Origin of the sequence: Capnocytophaga sp. oral taxon 329 str. F0087, from assembly GCF_000213295.2 — a bacterium.
GTDB classification, from domain to species: Bacteria; Bacteroidota; Bacteroidia; order Flavobacteriales; family Flavobacteriaceae; genus Capnocytophaga; species Capnocytophaga leadbetteri_A.
The window spans coordinates 19,211-34,822 of sequence record NZ_KN389984.1; the positions used below are offsets into that span (position 1 = coordinate 19,211).

Sequence of the window (15,612 nt, forward strand, 5' to 3'; positions counted from 1 at the left end):
CGGTAGTGGCTCTACCATTATGGGCTATGCGGGTATATCGGGGGCTAATAACGTGCAAAGGCGTTCAGACCCTTATTTCAATCACGTAAGCGTAGAGCAGATGATGAAGCACATCACTGCGGCTACTTGTCCGGTCAAAGCTCCTATTGCCAATTCAGTGCCCGTAATAGGCGAGCTCAACGATTACACTATTCCGCGCAGTACTGCCTATCATTTAGTAGGTACTGCTACCGACCCCGATGGCGATACGCTCTATTATATGTGGGAGCAACATAATAGTCCCCAACCTGGCCGCATCACAGTTACTTCCGATAACTTTGCCGATAACCTAACGGAAGGACCTATAGCTCGTTCGCTAAAGCCTAGCCGCTCTAATGAGCGCTACATTCCTCGTCTTTCTCAGATATTAGAAGGGAAATTAAGCGAGCGCAATCCTGGCCCTACTTCCACTTGGGAAACGGTTAGTAGTGTGAAGCGCACCCTCAAATGGGCATTTGTAGTAATGGATAAGAGCCTCGGTAGGCGAGACGACCGCGAGACGGATGTAAGCACCGGTAATACCGTGTATGCAGGGGTCAAGATAAATGTAACGAATAATGCAGGCCCTTTCGAGGTCACTTCACAAGCCAGAAAGACGTATTGGTTTGTAGGCAAAACCTGTACTATCACTTGGAATGTAGCCGATACCGATAAACAGGAAGTGAATACCCAGCGAGTAAACATTCTTTTTGCTCTCGACGGACAGACTTTCACGCATACTCTTGCGTCTAATATTCCTAATAATGGTAGCTATACTTTTACCGCTACTGCCGACCTTACTACCTCCAATGGGCGCTTTATGATTCGCCCTGTCGATAATATCTATTTGGCGGTCAATCTCGGCAAGATAATAGTAAAGACTGATGGCGATATTGATGGCGATGGCATAGTCGATAGTCTTGATAACTGTATAGAAACCCCTAACCCCGACCAAGCCGACCTTGACGGAGACGGTATAGGCGATGTGTGCGATGAGGATATAGACGGCGATGGTGTAAATAATGCTACCGATAACTGTGCGCGCATACCTAATACAAATCAGAAAGATACCGATAAAGACGGCAAAGGCGATGCCTGCGATGACGATGCTGATGGCGATGGCATACCAAATGCCTCAGACAACTGTCCGTACCACGCTAACCCCGACCAAAAAGACTCTGACGGCGATGGTATAGGAGATATCTGTAGTGGCGACCGCGACCTCGATAAGATACTCGATGAAAAGGATAACTGCCCCGATATGGCCAACCCCGACCAGAAAGACCTCGACAAGGACGGTATAGGCGATATTTGCGATGACGACCGCGATGGCGACGGTATCCCTAACGACCGCGATAACTGTCCCGATTACTCTAATCCCGACCAAGCAGATACCGACCACGATGGTATAGGCGATGCTTGCGACCCTGATATAGACAATGACGGTATTCCTAACGAGAAAGATAACTGTCCGTTTGTGAAGAATCCATCGCAAAAAGACCTCGATAAAGACGGTATAGGCGATGCCTGCGATGACGATGTAGATGGCGACGGGGTGCCTAATGATAAGGATAATTGCCCTGAAACCTACAACCCCGACCAAGCCGATACCGACCGCGATGGCATAGGCGATGCCTGCGATAACGATGCTGATGGCGATGGGGTGCCTAACGATAAAGACGATGAGCATCAAACGGTCTTAATCCCTAATGCTTTCACCCCTAATGGCGATGGTGTAAACGATACCTTTGTGATACACCGCATATCGTTCTACCCTAACAATGTATTGCAGATATTCACTCGCGAAGGACAATTAGTATACGAAGCGCGTGGCTATCATAATCAATGGAAAGGCTTAGGCTTAGACGGTCAGAAGTTGCCGCAAGGCTACTACTTCTATAAGTTTACGATTAAGAACAAACGCACCCAAGAGGGGTGGTTATTCATTAACTATTAATATACTTTTTTGATGAAAAAACTAATACTATCAGCTTTGCTCTTGAGTGCTGCTATCGGCAGTGCTCAAGAAGCAAACTATATATTCTATAATCAGTTTCAGAATGTAGTGAACCCTGCGGCTATAGGGGCTGAAGCCAACCATACTATAGGCGCACACCTGCGCTACCAGTGGGCGAAAAGCGCTTCTTCCGATAGTCCTCAGCAGCAAACGCTCAACACTACCCACCGCCTGAGCAATCATGTATCCATAGGGGCATCGGTAGTGAGGGAAAAGGTGTTTGTGCAGCACCAGACCGCTTTATTTGCCGATTTTGCTTATGCACTCCCTTTTACTGAAACTGACAACCTCTATTTGGGTATCAAAGCAGGAGGCAATCTCTTCAATATAGATAGTAGTCGCTTTAAAACCTATAACGACCAGTACGACCCTTATTTGCAAGGCGTATCGGGTAGATTTCAACCCAATGTAGGGGTAGGAGCTTATTATCAGCAACCGCGCTTCTACGTGGGGCTATCGGCTCCCAACTTATTGGCGTCAGATAAGACTAAAGTAGAGAATGAAGTAGTAACTTCAGTAGCCGAGCGTATCAGCTTTTATGCGCAGGCAGGCTATTTCTATCCCCTCACTGCCGACTTTACGCTAAGTCCACGAGCGCAAGCGTATATCAATCAAAAGGGCGACTATCAGCTTAACGCCTCAGCCGCTGTGCTCTACAGCGATTATGTAGAGGCTGCTTTAGGCTACCGCTCTGATAGTGCGGTGAATATCTGTGCGCTTTTCAAAGTGCCTAAATATCACCTATCTGTAGGCTATGGCTTCGAAACCAATGTCGATAATAATGTAGGGGCAAGTGTCCGCAACTTTCACGAGTTTATGCTAAAAGTATATTGGTAATTCCTTAAAAGAAGAAGTGATGAAACGTTTATTATTCGTAGCAGTGTTAGCGTTCTTGGGGTGGCATTGCACCAAGCAGAGCGACCCAGAAGAGCCTAAGAAAAAGGAAGAGAAACCTATTGTAGCAACTGCCTATAAGCTCAGCGATGATAAAGAAACCCTACTAAAGTGGCTCGATACAACTACCACCACCCTCGACCTCAGTATGCACCCTGTCCTCAAACGAATTACGATTGTAGGTAAAGAGGCATTTAAAGGTACGCCTATAGTGAGCATTACCTTGCCTAATACAGTAGAGAAGATAGACGAAAAGGCTTTCGAGGGCTGTACTTCGCTTACTACAGTTACCTTGTCTAAAAATGCTAATTTTAGAACAATTGCTCTAAGCACTTTTGAGGGTTGTAAGCGCCTTACCCGTATAGATATCCCCGATTCGGTCAAAGAGATAGAGAAGTTTGCTTTTGCCGATGCAGGACTTACAGAAGTAAAGTTGCCTAAGGAACTTTTTGAAATCAAAGAGCAGGCTTTTGCAGGCAATCCCCAACTAAAGAGTATCACCCTGCCTAAAACTATTTCGCATATTAGTACAGGGGCTTTTATGCAGACAGGGCTTCAGACGGTTACTCTTAATGGTACCGAGCCGCCCCGCCTTTCTTTTCCTAAAGGAGAGGCTGCACTGCAACGCAAGGGCGCACCTTTCCCTTTTGAAACTCTTGTTGATATTATAGTACCTCGCGAGGCCACCAATGCCTATCGGGTAGAGAAAGCTGATTGGGCTCCTTATAGGCGTTATATTAATAGGAAAATAGCTTTTACCCCTCTCCGATTAGAGAAGACAGAGGTAACCGTAAAGGTAGATGAAATACAAGTCTTTTCGATATACGGTAGCAAGCGCTACCAAATACGGCAGACTAAAGATAGCGAGGCGATAGCCATAGTAGGTACGCCCGACCAAGATGCTAATAACGTTACCCGCATAGCCGTAAAAGGACTCAAAGAAGGCACTTTCACCTGTACTATCACTGATGTTATAAGCGATCAGGATGCGCAGCTAAAAGTAACAGTTATTAAAAACTAAGTCTTGCACCTACTAATTGATAGCCTTCTAAGGTATACGAACTGCTAAATTGCCATTGGTATTTTGGTTTTACTAAGGCATTGCCCTCTTCGGTATAACGCTTAGTAATACGTCTGTTAGCAATCGTCTTACCGGTAATATAGCCTACAAAAAGGGCTACAGGGTAATCCGAAGCCCAATGTACTTTGCTTTGCATCATCTCAAAACACATAAGCCCTAAGGCACTATAGCCTACGGGCTTTATCCATTTATAGTCAGGATAGTTTTCGGCAATAACGGTAATAGCCGACATAGCAGTAGTAAGATGTCCCGAGAACATCGCATCGTAGTGAGGAGTGTCTTGCTGATAGGCTTTAAAGCTGGGGGCAAACGTCCAATAGCTGTGCCAACGACCCTCATTTACTGTTATAAACGGACTCTCACGCCCTGTGAGTCGTTTAAAAGGTTGTACAAATGCTCCTGATACTACAATACTCTCCAATACTTGCATAGCGGTACTCTTAGCGCGATAATCGCCTGTGATGAGTCCGTAGGTAGCCATTCCCCCACTGATAATGATAAAAGTAGTACCATTGCCGATGAAATACAAAGCCGAATTGACATCAGCAGGTACAATCTTCAGAAAGCCCAACTTTTTATAAGTATGGGCTTCATTTAGTCCTAAACTTTCGCCAAAACTTCTACTTTCTCTTATAAGCCAAGGGTCAGCAGGAATGATAGCTATAGTAGCCCCAATAGCTGCCAATCCGTAAGGATAATTAGGCTTAGAGACCATCTCCACTGCCGATTTACCTATATTGCGTGGTATCTTGTTAAAAAGGTCAACAAAACGCGGCTTTTGGTATATATAGGTTAGGTTATCATCAATTTTGTATTGCCTGCTCAATAAATCTACTTCAGAGGGGTGTCTGCCTTGTAACGCATTTGTAATACTATCTGATAGTGATTGTGGAATAGAGTCTTTTTCTTGTGCTGTAACAGCAGAGAGGGTACAGAGGAGCAGAAAGAGTAAAAGGTATTTCATTTGTAGTTTTTTTGCAAAATTAAATCGCCAGTCGTGACTGACGATTTATAATTTGTTAGTTTTAAAAGATTTAAAAGTTATAACACATTCTATCGAATTAAATCATTCAGAAAACTATCGGTGTCTTCGTTGTTGTAAAATGAACGTATTTCTTCGGCATTTTCTTTCATTAGCGTTCTGATGAAAGCATCGTAAGTGGTCTTGCGGTCTTCTAAAAAACCGTTGAAGTAGCGCTCGCTTACCTCCATACCATTGGCTTTCTCAATCTTGAGGAGTCGCTCGTAGAGAGGTGCGATATGCTCGTTAATCAGATGCTTGGGCAATGCCTTGCGGTACGATACATAGTGGGTGATTTCGTCTTTCTCATTTCTGATAATCTCAAAATTGGTAATCACCCAATAATACCTGCCGCTCTTCGATAGGTTCTTGATGATAGCGTGAAAGTTGTTCTTCCCTTTTAGGTTCTCCCACAGTATTTTAAATACCACCTTGGGCATATCGGGGTGGCGTATGAGGCTGTGAGGCTGATCGTACAGTTCAGCCTCAGTATAGCCCGATACTTCTTGAAAAGCAGCGTTGCTCGCCATAATATGTCCGTGCTTGTTAGTACGGCTCATCAGGGTGGCGCGCTTGTCCCATTTCACCTCTTCATCAATAGGGATAGGACGCTTTATCGTTGGATTTTCTATCATTTTTTATCTAATTTGTGTAACCAGTTGCGCATATCAACCTCTTTGGCGATAGCGGCGCGGAGTTCAGGTATTGCGATGCGCACTTGCTCCATAGTGTCGCGGTGGCGCAAGGTAACGGTATTGTCTTCTAAGGTCTGATGGTCGACCGTTACGCAGAAAGGCGTACCTACCGCATCTTGACGGCGATAACGTCTTCCTACCGCATCTTTTTCGTCGTAAGCTACGTTGAAATCGTATTTTAGCTCGTTTACTATCTGTTCGGCTACTTCTGGCAGACCGTCTTTCTTCAGCAGTGGCAATACAGCTACTTTGGTAGGTGCTAATACAAAAGGCAAACGCAATACGGTGCGGGTGTCGCCCCCTTCAAGGGTCTCTTCTTGTAGCGAATTAGAGAGTACCGCCAAGAACATACGGTCTAAACCGATAGAGGTTTCGAGCACGTAAGGGGTAAAACTTTGATTGTCTTCAGGGTCGAAGTATTGCATTTTCTTGCCTGAGTATTTCTCGTGGTTGCCAAGGTCGAAGTTGGTACGAGAGTGGATACCCTCTAACTCTTTGAAACCGAATGGGAAACGGAACTCTATATCGCAAGCAGCATCGGCGTAGTGCGCTAACTTTTCGTGTGGGTGATAGCGGTAGTTTTCCTCGCCCATACCAAGCGATAAGTGCCATTTGAGGCGGGTTTCTTTCCAATATTCATACCACTGTTGTTGTGTGCCTGGTTTGATGAAGAACTGCATTTCCATTTGCTCGAACTCGCGCATACGGAAAATGAACTGACGAGCTACTATCTCGTTGCGGAAAGCCTTTCCGGTTTGTGCGATACCAAAAGGAATCTTCATACGTCCTGACTTTTGTACGTTGAGGAAGTTTACGAAAATACCTTGAGCGGTTTCGGGGCGTAGGTATAAGTCCATAGTAGCATCGGCAGAGGCGCCTATTTTAGTGCCGAACATTAGGTTGAACTGCTTAACATCTGTCCAGTTGCGCGAACCTGTTTCGGGGTCGGCTATTTCGAGTTCTTCGATAAGGGCTTTTACATCGGCAAGGTCTTCATTTTCGAGTGATTTGCCTAAGCGGTGTAGTATTTCCTCCCCGCGTTGTTTGTATTCAAGCACTTTTGGGTTGGTAGAGACGAACTGCTCGCGGTCGAAAGCCTCACCGAAGCGTTTTTGAGCTTTTGCAATTTCTTTTTCAATCTTATCGTCTAATTTAGCTACGTAATCTTCGACGAGCACATCGGCACGGTAGCGTTTTTTAGAGTCTTTATTGTCGATAAGTGGGTCGTTGAAAGCATCTACGTGTCCAGAAGCCTTCCAAGTGGTAGGGTGCATAAAGATAGCGGCATCGATACCCACTATATTTTCGTTCATTTGTACCATTGCTTTCCACCAGTATTCGCGAATGTTTTTCTTGAGTTCAACTCCGTTTTGTCCGTAGTCGTACACGGCGCTCAGACCGTCATAGATTTCGCTTGAAGGGAATATAAAGCCATATTCTTTGGCGTGTGCAATTACTTTTTTAAATAAATCTTCTGTTTTTGCCATATATTTTTGTGAATTTTTCAGGGTGAAATGAGTTTAGAGTACAAAGGTATAAATAATTTGGGAATTAGCAAAATTAGGTGTTAGGTTTTAGATTTTAGGTGTTAGTGGGGGTAGGATGTTTTTCTGGTTTTTGAACCATAATTAGTTGTTTATACTTCGGTAATCTTTCGCCTATCCTTCGCTGTAAGTATATCCTTCCTATATCTGAGGTAAAGGGGAGATGGCTGTAGTAGATTTTTCTGGGGAATTAGCGTAAATTAGAGAATTAGCAAATTTGCTAATTGGTAAATTATTCTTATTTTTGCCACTTATGTTAAGATGCTTGATTTTGTAAAAGAGGCTTTTAGATTGTTAGTTTCTCTATAAAGCTGCCGATAAAAACTTAGAAATATTTGGTGCCAAAGGACACCAGTAGCATCTGAAAAACTAAACGACTATGGAAATCCAAGATTTATTAGGGCGACCTATCCATTCTCCGGAAATAAAAGATTTTCTTGCGCAATATCATTTGCCACAAAAACCTAATCCTGAATATGATGCTTATGGCAACTTATTTTGGGTACGAGTTAATAATGAAGAAAATACCATTCGCTGCCTATTTACGGGTTATGTGAGGTATGCTCCCGCTTATGGAGAGCCTATTGGCAATTATAACAAGGAAAAAGACCAACTCATTTTGCACGAAATCACCATTTATCCACTAGCAACCCCCAATGGCAAAATTCCTGAAATAGCATTGCCTTTTGGTTTAAACATTGGTGATGATAAAAAGACTATCGAACAGAAGATAGGCAAGAAACTCACTGGTAAAAGAATAGCTAATGATGGAGGTTCTTTTTACGAGCCTTTCTTTGATGAATTTCGCTTATTATTAGCTTTGGACTCTAAGGAACAATTGCGCTGGCTAACGCTATTCAAATTAGAGCTATATGAAAAGGAACGCATCCGCCTAAAAGCTCTCCTCAAATCACAAAACAAGAATATAGACCCTAATCGCATTTCCGAAATACAAGCCTTCCTTTCCGAAACACCTATCACTCAGTGGCGCAAGCGTATGGCTCAGGGTGATGATATGTTTTCAGAAGAAAGTATTACCGCTGTAGAAACAGCCCTTACGGAATATGTGCAAACGCTTTGTGAAGCAATACAAAAGAAAAATGCGACTACTGTTTATAACTCTATGGGTAAATTAGTAAAGAAAATCAATAATATCAATGATAAATACGGACTTATAGAAACAATGGAGCGCGAGGAACTTTGCGAGTGGCTCAATACACTCATACGCAAAACGGGATTGGAATTAGTAGATAATGTAGATATCACCGATGAATACCGCGAGTGGTAAAAGTATAGAAAAACAAGGTATTGCCTTACTCAATCGACCTTAATTTTTAAAAATAATTGTATTATGAAATGGAACTATTTATGGATATTTTTGTATTGTTTTGTTTGTGAGGTTCAAGGACAAAATAATTGGTATAGTAACTATAATTATATAGAATCATTTAATGAAGGGGTAGCTATCGTTAAGAAAAACAATAAGTGTGCGGTGGTAGATTTTAAAGGTAAAGAAATTATCCCTCTCGAATATGATGAAATCAAACGTATTGATAGAAAATTTTTTAAGGTGAGAAAGAATAGTCGATATGGTTTGTTTGACAAAGAAGGAAAACTGCTTATTGATGTAAATTATGAAGATGTGGGGATTTTTGTAGATGGACTCGCAACAGTTAAGCGCAATGGCAAATATGGTATGATTAATGAGAGTAAGAACAATGTAGTTCCTTTTCAGTATGATTATATTGATAAACTAAGTGAAGGACTTATTCTCTTCAAAAAGAATTATAAATATGGCTACCTGAATAAAAAAGGTAAGGAAATAATCCCTCCTATATATGATCGTGCTACACCTTTTAAATTACGCTGTGCGATTGTTACTATTAATAATTGTGAGTTTAAGATTGAGAAAAAAGGTTGGTAATTTTGTTAGAATAAAATAGTATGAAAAATAGTCTTTTAGTTTTTTATGGAATTTTCTAATTGGCAAATTGGCTAATTAGTTAATTATTCTTACCTTTGCCACTTATGTTAAGATGCTTGATTTTGTAAAATTAGAAGTTATATGGGAGCTGTAAAGTAGAGGAGTTGATAGACACACTATACACTATTAACACTATTAAAGAGCAATTATAAAACCTTAAAAAGAAGTTATTATGAACTTATATCCTTCTATATCTTCAGAATTGGAACTGGCAGGGAAACTTATAATTCCTTTGTTAGTATTTCTCTTAATTGCTTTCGTGGCAAAAAAAGTAGAGGATAAATCTATTCCTTCTCTACTTGAAATCTTATTAGCATTGGGTATAATGGTCTATAATATAGCTGTAGGAATCTTTTTATTCCGATGTGTGCGACCAATAATTCCCTATTGGGAGTTAGATCTTATAGAATGGTATCCTGTACCTCTATTTTTTGCGTTTTTCCTTTTAGTTTTTAATATTCTTTTCTTGCTCAGGTATAGAAATAAACTCTATGAAAATGTATTGTTTGTGCTGAGTTTAGGATCGCTGTTATTTACGCTCTATGAGTTTGTAGTTACCGAACCTTTTAAGCAGCAAGATGGAGCCGAATTCTTATTAGATAAAACTCTTTTAGAACACGCCCCACTACTAAATTTTATAATTAATATAGCAGTAAGTTTGAGTTTTATACTATTTATTTGATATAAAAGAAAATCGAAATTATGAAAAACACCCTTTGGCTTTATAAAAATCCTTATCAAATAGAGATAAGAGAAAAGGAAGTACACCCACCACAGGTAGCAGTTTATCTCTATGAGGCAGAAGAGGAGATAAAAAACGTAGTCCTCACGGGAGGAGGTAGCGTGAGCAGTCTGTGGGAGAAAAGTGTGCTGTTAGACGGCGATAGGTTGCTCATAGCTTGTGGCAATGAGGTATTTTGTGTCCTCTTGCCTACATTAGAACTCCTTTGGCATACGCAGGTGGATATGGCTACTTGCTTTGAGATAGCCCCCTATCAAGATGATTATATTACCCACAGCGAGGTGGAGATTTCACGCCTTAACAAGCAGGGCAAAATTCTCTGGCAGTTTAGTGGGAAGGATATTTTCGTGTCGCCTATAGAACGTATCCCCGCTTTTAAGATGACTCCACAAGGTATCGACTTAGTGGATTTCAATTATGAAGAATATCATATTGATTATGAGGGTTAGAAGAATAAAAAAAGATGTATTTTTGCATCGGAATATAGTGACCCGCTATAAAATATAGCCTTTTAGCTTTTGTGAAATTTTCTAATTGGCAAATTGGCTAATTAGTTAATTATTCTTACCTTTGCCAAAACTTTAATAATATACAATGACTTCAAGGCGTGACTTTCTTAAATATATAGGTTTTAGCACGGCAGCAGCGGCGTTGGCGGCTTGCGAAGGTCCCGTGCATAAATCTATACCTTACCTTGTGCAGCCTGAGGAGATTGTGCCCAGCCAAGCTAATTATTACGCCACTTGTATAGCCGATGGGTTCGACTTTGCTAGCGTATTGGTCAAAACCCTCGAGGGACGACCTATCCTTATAGAGCCTAATCCTGATGCTCGTTGCGGTAAGGCGGTAAATGCCCGCATATTGGCATCGCTGCTCAGCTTGTATGACAGTAATAGAGAAATACCCCAAGAAAAGGTGGGTAAATGGGAACTATTAGACCGCGATACCCGCGCGGCTTTAGCTAAAGCCAAAGCAGAAGGGAAACAGATAGTGCTTCTTTCGCAGACTTTAGCAAGTCCGTCAGCCTATGCGCTTATCGATGAACTTAAAGCTGAATATCCTACTTTTCAGCTTATAGAATACGACACCATATCGGAAGATGCGACTCTTTTTGCCTTTGAGCATCAGTACGGACGGCGAGCTATGCCCGATTACGATTTCAGCAAGGCTAAGCTCATCGTTTCGTTTGCTGCTGATTTTTTGGGCGACTGGAACGGAGGGGGCTATGCCGATAGCTATGCCCAAGGGCGTATCCCTACAAAAACAGGGGGGATGTCGCGCCATATACAATTAGAGAGTAACCTCAGCCTAACAGGCGCTAATGCCGATGAGCGCATCGCTTTGCCGCCTGCCCTATTGCAGCGGGCTTTTGCACAGTTTTACAACCTCTGCAAGGGTTATCTTTTAAATGACAAGACGCTGCCGCCTGCCCTTATCGAGCGTATCATCGCTCTTGCTAAAGAAGTGCAACAAGCAGGCAGTGAGGCTCTTATCGTTACCGGTATCGACCTGATGCACGTACCGCTCTTGGCTTTTGAACTCAATGAGCAGTTGCAGAGTGCCGCCTTTGTGTTGCGTACGCCTCGCCTAACTCGTCAAGGAAAGAGTGCTATGCTACGCAACCTTATAGCGGATATGCAAGAGGGCAAAGTAGGGGTACTCTTCATTAATAATCTGAATCCGCTGTACAGTTTGGCTAAAGCTGATGGTTTTGCCGAGGGACTGGCTAAAGTGCCTTTTTCGGTATCGTTTGCGCTTAGGGCAGACGAAACAGCCCTAAAAACTACCTATATAGCCCCCCAACCGCATTACTTAGAGGCTTGGGGCGATGTACAGTTTAAATACGGACATTACGGACTGATGCAGCCTTGTATCCGTCCGCTCTTCAATACGCGTCAGTGGCAAGATTGCTTTTTGCAATGGCTGGGGCGCCCTCATACTTATTACGATTATATCAGAGCCTATTGGCAAGAGCATATTTTGGGCAATACTCCTTGGGAAGTAGCACTACAAAACGGTACTTTTGTAAGAGAAGACGAGGTATTCACTCCTGTTCCGCCAATACTGACTAAGATGAGTTGTCAAGACCTTGCTTATCGTGCGCTTGCTTCGGCTACTGCTACTACAGATTTTCAGCTAACGCTCTACCCCTCAACCGCTTTAGGTGATGGACAGCAAGCCAATAACCCTTGGCTACAAGAATTGCCCGACCCTATCAGTCGCGCTACGTGGGATAACTACCTGACGATGCACCCTGCTGATGCTAAACGCCTCGGTATCGAGAATTGGCATACTGCCAACGGAGCCCTATGCGGTCATACTGCCAAAGTAACTGCCGACGGGGTGAGTGTGGTAGTGCCTGTATACCTAATGGAAGGGCAGGCGCAGGGTAGTGTAGGGCTGGCTTTAGGCTATGGACGTCAAGCAGGGCTACCCCCCGAAATGCAGGTGGGCGTGAATGCTTTCGTGCTATACAGACTATACGAAAAAGGTAACCAAACGCAAGATGTTACTATCGAAAAGGTAGGAGGTGAGCATACGTTTGCCTGTATGCAGTTGCAAAATAGCTTAGAGGGGCGCGACAATGTGCTGAAAGAGCTCACCTTGGCGCAATATCAGGCATTGCCACCGGTAGTGCCCTTATCTTCACCCTCTGTTAAAAAAGAAGGGCATCGTTTTAAACTCTCTATTGACCTCAATGCCTGTATAGGTTGTGCCGCCTGCGTAATAGCCTGCCACGCCGAGAACAATGTGCCAGTAGTAGGCAAAGAAGAGGTAAGCCGTTCGCGCGATATGCATTGGCTGCGTATAGACCGTTATTACTCTGAAGAAAATAAGGTAGGTTTTCAGCCTGTGATGTGTCAGCATTGCGAAAAAGCCCCTTGCGAGACGGTTTGTCCTGTAGGAGCTACTGTGCACGGAGCGCAAGGGCAGAACCAAATGGCATACAACCGCTGTGTAGGTACGCGCTATTGTGCTAATAACTGTCCGTATAAGGTGCGCCGCTTCAATTGGTTTGACTACAGTCAGAATCCTGCTTTCAACTATAATATGAACAGCGAAGTAGGGCGGATGCTGCTCAACCCCGATGTGACGGTGCGCACACGTGGGGTGATGGAGAAGTGCTCGCTCTGCATTCAGCGCACTCAAGAGGTAATACTCCGTGCCAAACGCGAGGGGCACCCTGTGGCAGCAGATGCTTTTAGCAGAGCAACGGCTTGTGCAGCGGCGTGTACTACAGGGGCTATCCGTTTTGGCGATGCTAATAACCCTGAAGACCCTATTGTACCCCTGACTGCCAGTGACCGTATGTATCACTTATTAGAGCAGCTCGGCACGCAACCCAATGTAATATATCAAACCAAAATAAGAAATACTGATAACACTAATGACGAAGCATAACCCTTATCATACTATCAGCAGTGAGGTAGCACGCCCTATAGAGGGGCGCGCTAATGGGCAATGGTGGCTCGCTTTTGCTCTTGCCTCAGTCGCCGCCCTCTGGGGTTTTTGGTGTATGTGGCTAACCGTAAGAGAGGGTATAGGTGTATGGGGGCTCAACAAGACAGTAGGCTGGGCGTGGGACATCACTAACTTTGTGTGGTGGATAGGCATCGGGCACGCGGGGACTTTTATCTCGGCTATACTGCTACTCTTCCGCCAGCAGTGGCGCGTAGCTATCAATCGCTCTGCCGAAGCGATGACCATTTTTGCTGTTATACAAGCGGGTATCTTCCCGATACTGCATATGGGCAGACCGTGGCTATTACATTTTACGCTGCCTATTCCTAACCAATACGGTTCGCTGTGGGATAATTTCAACTCACCTCTGCTGTGGGACGTGTTTGCGATAGCTACCTACTTTTCGGTGTCGTTAGTTTTCTGGTGGGTAGGCTTGCTCCCTGACTTTGCAATGCTACGCGACCGCGCTATCAAACCTTTTCAGAAGAAAATATACAGCTTGCTCAGCTTTGGCTGGAGTGGGCGCGCTAAAGACTGGCAGCGTTTTGAGCAAACCACCCTGCTTTTAGCGGGCATTGCTACGCCTTTGGTGCTATCGGTGCATACCATCGTTTCGTTTGACTTTGCTACCTCGGTAGTACCCGGTTGGCACGCTACTATCTTTCCGCCTTACTTTGTAGCAGGAGCTATTTTTTCGGGTTTTGCGATGGTGAGTTTGCTGCTGATTATCTTGCGCAAGGTATGCCATTTGCAGGCGTATATTACCCGCCAGCATATAGCCCTAATGAATACCGTAATGCTTATAGCAGGTAGCCTTGTAGCGGTGGCTTACCTAACCGAGATGTATACCGCTTGGAGGTCAGACAATGCGACTGAACAGTTTGTATTTTTGAATCGCGCAACAGGGCCTTATGCGTGGGCATTTGTGCTAATGCTTATTTGCAATGTGTTACTGCCTCAGCTATTATGGGTGAAACGACTTAGGCATAGTATTGCCTTTACTGTTTTTGTTAGCATAGTGATATGTGTGGGGATGTGGTTTGAGCGTTTTGTGATTATCGTTACCTCTTTGCACCGCGATTACTTACCCTCCTCTTGGACGATGTTTTCGCCTACCTATGTAGATATTGGGGTGTTTGTAGGTACGATAGGCTTTTTCTTAGTGCTCTTTTTGCTCTACGCTCGCACTTTCCCGATGATTGCTCAAGCAGAGATTAAGCAAAACGTAATATTAGACAGCAAGCAGCCAGAGGGGACTCGCACAGGCGAAGAGCTTGTGGCTGAGGTGAAGGCACTACGCGCGCAAGGCGTCGCTATTAAAGAAGTGTATACCCCTTTTGCAGTACACGGGCTTAGTGAAGCGTTAGGGCATAAACCCTCGCGCTTGGGCAAAGCCACTTTTGTATACGGACTGCTGGGTTTCCTTTTTGGGGCTTGGCTGGTCTATTACACTATGATAGCTGACTGGCCGCAAAACTTTGGCGGTAAGCCTAACGCTACTTTATGGCAAGGACTGCCCGCCTTTGTGCCTGTTATTTTTGAGCTGACGGTCTATTTTGCGGCTCACCTATTGGTGTTGAGTTTTCTATTCCGCAGTCGTCTGTACCCGACTAAAAAGGCAGAGAATCCTAAGCCAGAGACTACTGATGATACGTTTGTGATAGCGTATGAGTCAGCCCCACAAGAAGATAAAAACGAAAAATGAAGTGTATAACCAAATATATAGGGCTTGTATTTTTAGGGCTGTTGCTTTTGGCGTGTAGGGATAAGCAAAAGCCTAATCGTGAGTTTGCCCCTGATATGTACGAAAGTGCTGCCTATAAAACCTATGCTACGCCCCCACTCACTCCGCCAGAACACACTGTGAAGCGCGGTAGTCTGCCCTATTCGTACCCCAATACCCTTGAGGGCTACGAGCAGGCTAAGGCAAGCCTACGCGCTGATGCCTCGCTAACTGTAGATGCCGCACGAGGGCGAGCGCTCTATAATGTGTATTGCGCACTTTGCCACGGTGAGCAAGGTGATGGCAAAGGCGTATTAGTGCAGCGTGGTAAGGTGTTTGGCGTGCCTCAGTTTGCAGGTCGCGATTTTACCGAAGGGAGTATTTACCACGTGCTTTACTATGGGCGTAATGCTATGCCTGCCTTTGCTACA

General features: G+C 44.0%; 13 protein-coding genes. 10 read left to right on the plus strand and 3 right to left on the minus strand.

Features of this window, described 5'->3' with window-relative positions; all coding sequences use genetic code 11:
- From HMPREF9074_RS12585 to HMPREF9074_RS00585, 3 genes are all read left to right on the plus strand, one after another.
- On the plus strand, nt 1–1,975 hold a 1,975-nt coding region (locus HMPREF9074_RS12585), incomplete at its 5' end, for a T9SS C-terminal target domain-containing protein (protein WP_034539309.1).
- Nucleotides 1,976–1,987: 12 nt separating this feature from the next.
- Nucleotides 1,988–2,872 carry a PorP/SprF family type IX secretion system membrane protein gene (locus HMPREF9074_RS00580; RefSeq protein WP_009391719.1) on the plus strand — a complete coding sequence of 295 codons (885 nt, stop codon included), beginning with the start codon at nt 1,988–1,990 and terminating at the stop codon, nt 2,870–2,872.
- Nucleotides 2,873–2,891: 19 nt separating this feature from the next.
- Nucleotides 2,892–3,950, plus strand: coding sequence for a leucine-rich repeat domain-containing protein (locus tag HMPREF9074_RS00585; RefSeq protein ID WP_009391720.1), 1,059 nt, complete (start codon nt 2,892–2,894; stop codon nt 3,948–3,950).
- Here the strand turns inward: HMPREF9074_RS00585 and HMPREF9074_RS00590 are convergent.
- From HMPREF9074_RS00590 to HMPREF9074_RS00600, 3 genes are all read right to left on the minus strand, one after another.
- On the minus strand, nt 3,940–4,974 hold the full coding sequence (locus HMPREF9074_RS00590; RefSeq protein WP_009391721.1) for a phosphatase PAP2 family protein: 1,035 nt from the start codon (nt 4,972–4,974) through the stop codon (nt 3,940–3,942). The two genes, HMPREF9074_RS00585 and HMPREF9074_RS00590, sit on opposite strands and share 11 nt — an antisense overlap.
- 89 nt (nt 4,975–5,063) lie before the next feature.
- Entirely contained in the window at nt 5,064–5,666 is a 603-nt protein-coding gene (locus HMPREF9074_RS00595) for a PAS domain-containing protein (protein ID WP_009391722.1), read from the minus strand.
- Nucleotides 5,663–7,213, minus strand: coding sequence for a glycine--tRNA ligase (locus HMPREF9074_RS00600; protein ID WP_009391723.1), 1,551 nt, complete (start codon nt 7,211–7,213; stop codon nt 5,663–5,665). Before HMPREF9074_RS00600 ends, HMPREF9074_RS00595 begins: the two co-directional genes overlap by 4 nt.
- A 436-nt stretch (nt 7,214–7,649) precedes the next feature.
- Here HMPREF9074_RS00600 and HMPREF9074_RS00605 point away from each other — a divergent pair, with 436 nt between their 5' ends.
- From HMPREF9074_RS00605 to HMPREF9074_RS00635, 7 genes are all read left to right on the plus strand, one after another.
- A complete protein-coding gene (locus tag HMPREF9074_RS00605; RefSeq protein WP_009391724.1) occupies nt 7,650–8,558 on the plus strand; it encodes a hypothetical protein in 909 nt (302 codons plus the stop codon).
- A 63-nt stretch (nt 8,559–8,621) separates the two neighbouring features.
- Complete coding sequence (locus HMPREF9074_RS00610; RefSeq protein WP_009391725.1) at nt 8,622–9,194, plus strand: WG repeat-containing protein; 573 nt, start codon at nt 8,622–8,624, stop codon at nt 9,192–9,194.
- Nucleotides 9,195–9,426: 232 nt separating this feature from the next.
- Complete coding sequence (locus HMPREF9074_RS00615) at nt 9,427–9,936, plus strand: hypothetical protein (RefSeq protein WP_009388327.1); 510 nt, start codon at nt 9,427–9,429, stop codon at nt 9,934–9,936.
- 20 nt (nt 9,937–9,956) lie between these two features.
- On the plus strand, nt 9,957–10,445 hold the full coding sequence (locus HMPREF9074_RS00620; protein ID WP_009388326.1) for a hypothetical protein: 489 nt from the start codon (nt 9,957–9,959) through the stop codon (nt 10,443–10,445).
- 145 nt (nt 10,446–10,590) lie between these two features.
- Nucleotides 10,591–13,398 (plus strand): 4Fe-4S dicluster domain-containing protein, encoded by a 2,808-nt coding sequence (locus HMPREF9074_RS00625; protein ID WP_009389599.1) that lies wholly within the window; start codon nt 10,591–10,593, stop codon nt 13,396–13,398.
- Complete coding sequence (locus HMPREF9074_RS00630; RefSeq protein WP_009389598.1) at nt 13,385–15,163, plus strand: quinol:electron acceptor oxidoreductase subunit ActD; 1,779 nt, start codon at nt 13,385–13,387, stop codon at nt 15,161–15,163. Before HMPREF9074_RS00625 ends, HMPREF9074_RS00630 begins: the two co-directional genes overlap by 14 nt.
- Nucleotides 15,160–15,612: c-type cytochrome (locus tag HMPREF9074_RS00635; RefSeq protein ID WP_052141352.1), on the plus strand; the 453-nt coding region annotated here is incomplete at its 3' end. The genes HMPREF9074_RS00630 and HMPREF9074_RS00635, both read left to right, overlap by 4 nt.

Excerpts from the sequence above, each read along its gene's own strand:
- HMPREF9074_RS00585 (WP_009391720.1), top strand. The coding sequence starts at position 2,892 with ATGAAACGTTTATTATTCGTAGCAGTGTTAGCGTTCTTGGGGTGGCAT.
- HMPREF9074_RS00595 (WP_009391722.1), bottom strand. The coding sequence starts at position 5,666 with ATGATAGAAAATCCAACGATAAAGCGTCCTATCCCTATTGATGAAGAG.
- HMPREF9074_RS00580 (WP_009391719.1), top strand. The coding sequence starts at position 1,988 with ATGAAAAAACTAATACTATCAGCTTTGCTCTTGAGTGCTGCTATCGGC.
- HMPREF9074_RS00630 (WP_009389598.1), top strand. The coding sequence starts at position 13,385 with ATGACGAAGCATAACCCTTATCATACTATCAGCAGTGAGGTAGCACGC.
- HMPREF9074_RS00600 (WP_009391723.1), bottom strand. The coding sequence starts at position 7,213 with ATGGCAAAAACAGAAGATTTATTTAAAAAAGTAATTGCACACGCCAAA.
- HMPREF9074_RS00620 (WP_009388326.1), top strand. The coding sequence starts at position 9,957 with ATGAAAAACACCCTTTGGCTTTATAAAAATCCTTATCAAATAGAGATA.
- HMPREF9074_RS00610 (WP_009391725.1), top strand. The coding sequence starts at position 8,622 with ATGAAATGGAACTATTTATGGATATTTTTGTATTGTTTTGTTTGTGAG.
- HMPREF9074_RS00590 (WP_009391721.1), bottom strand. The coding sequence starts at position 4,974 with ATGAAATACCTTTTACTCTTTCTGCTCCTCTGTACCCTCTCTGCTGTT.
- HMPREF9074_RS00625 (WP_009389599.1), top strand. The coding sequence starts at position 10,591 with ATGACTTCAAGGCGTGACTTTCTTAAATATATAGGTTTTAGCACGGCA.
- HMPREF9074_RS00615 (WP_009388327.1), top strand. The coding sequence starts at position 9,427 with ATGAACTTATATCCTTCTATATCTTCAGAATTGGAACTGGCAGGGAAA.
- HMPREF9074_RS00605 (WP_009391724.1), top strand. The coding sequence starts at position 7,650 with ATGGAAATCCAAGATTTATTAGGGCGACCTATCCATTCTCCGGAAATA.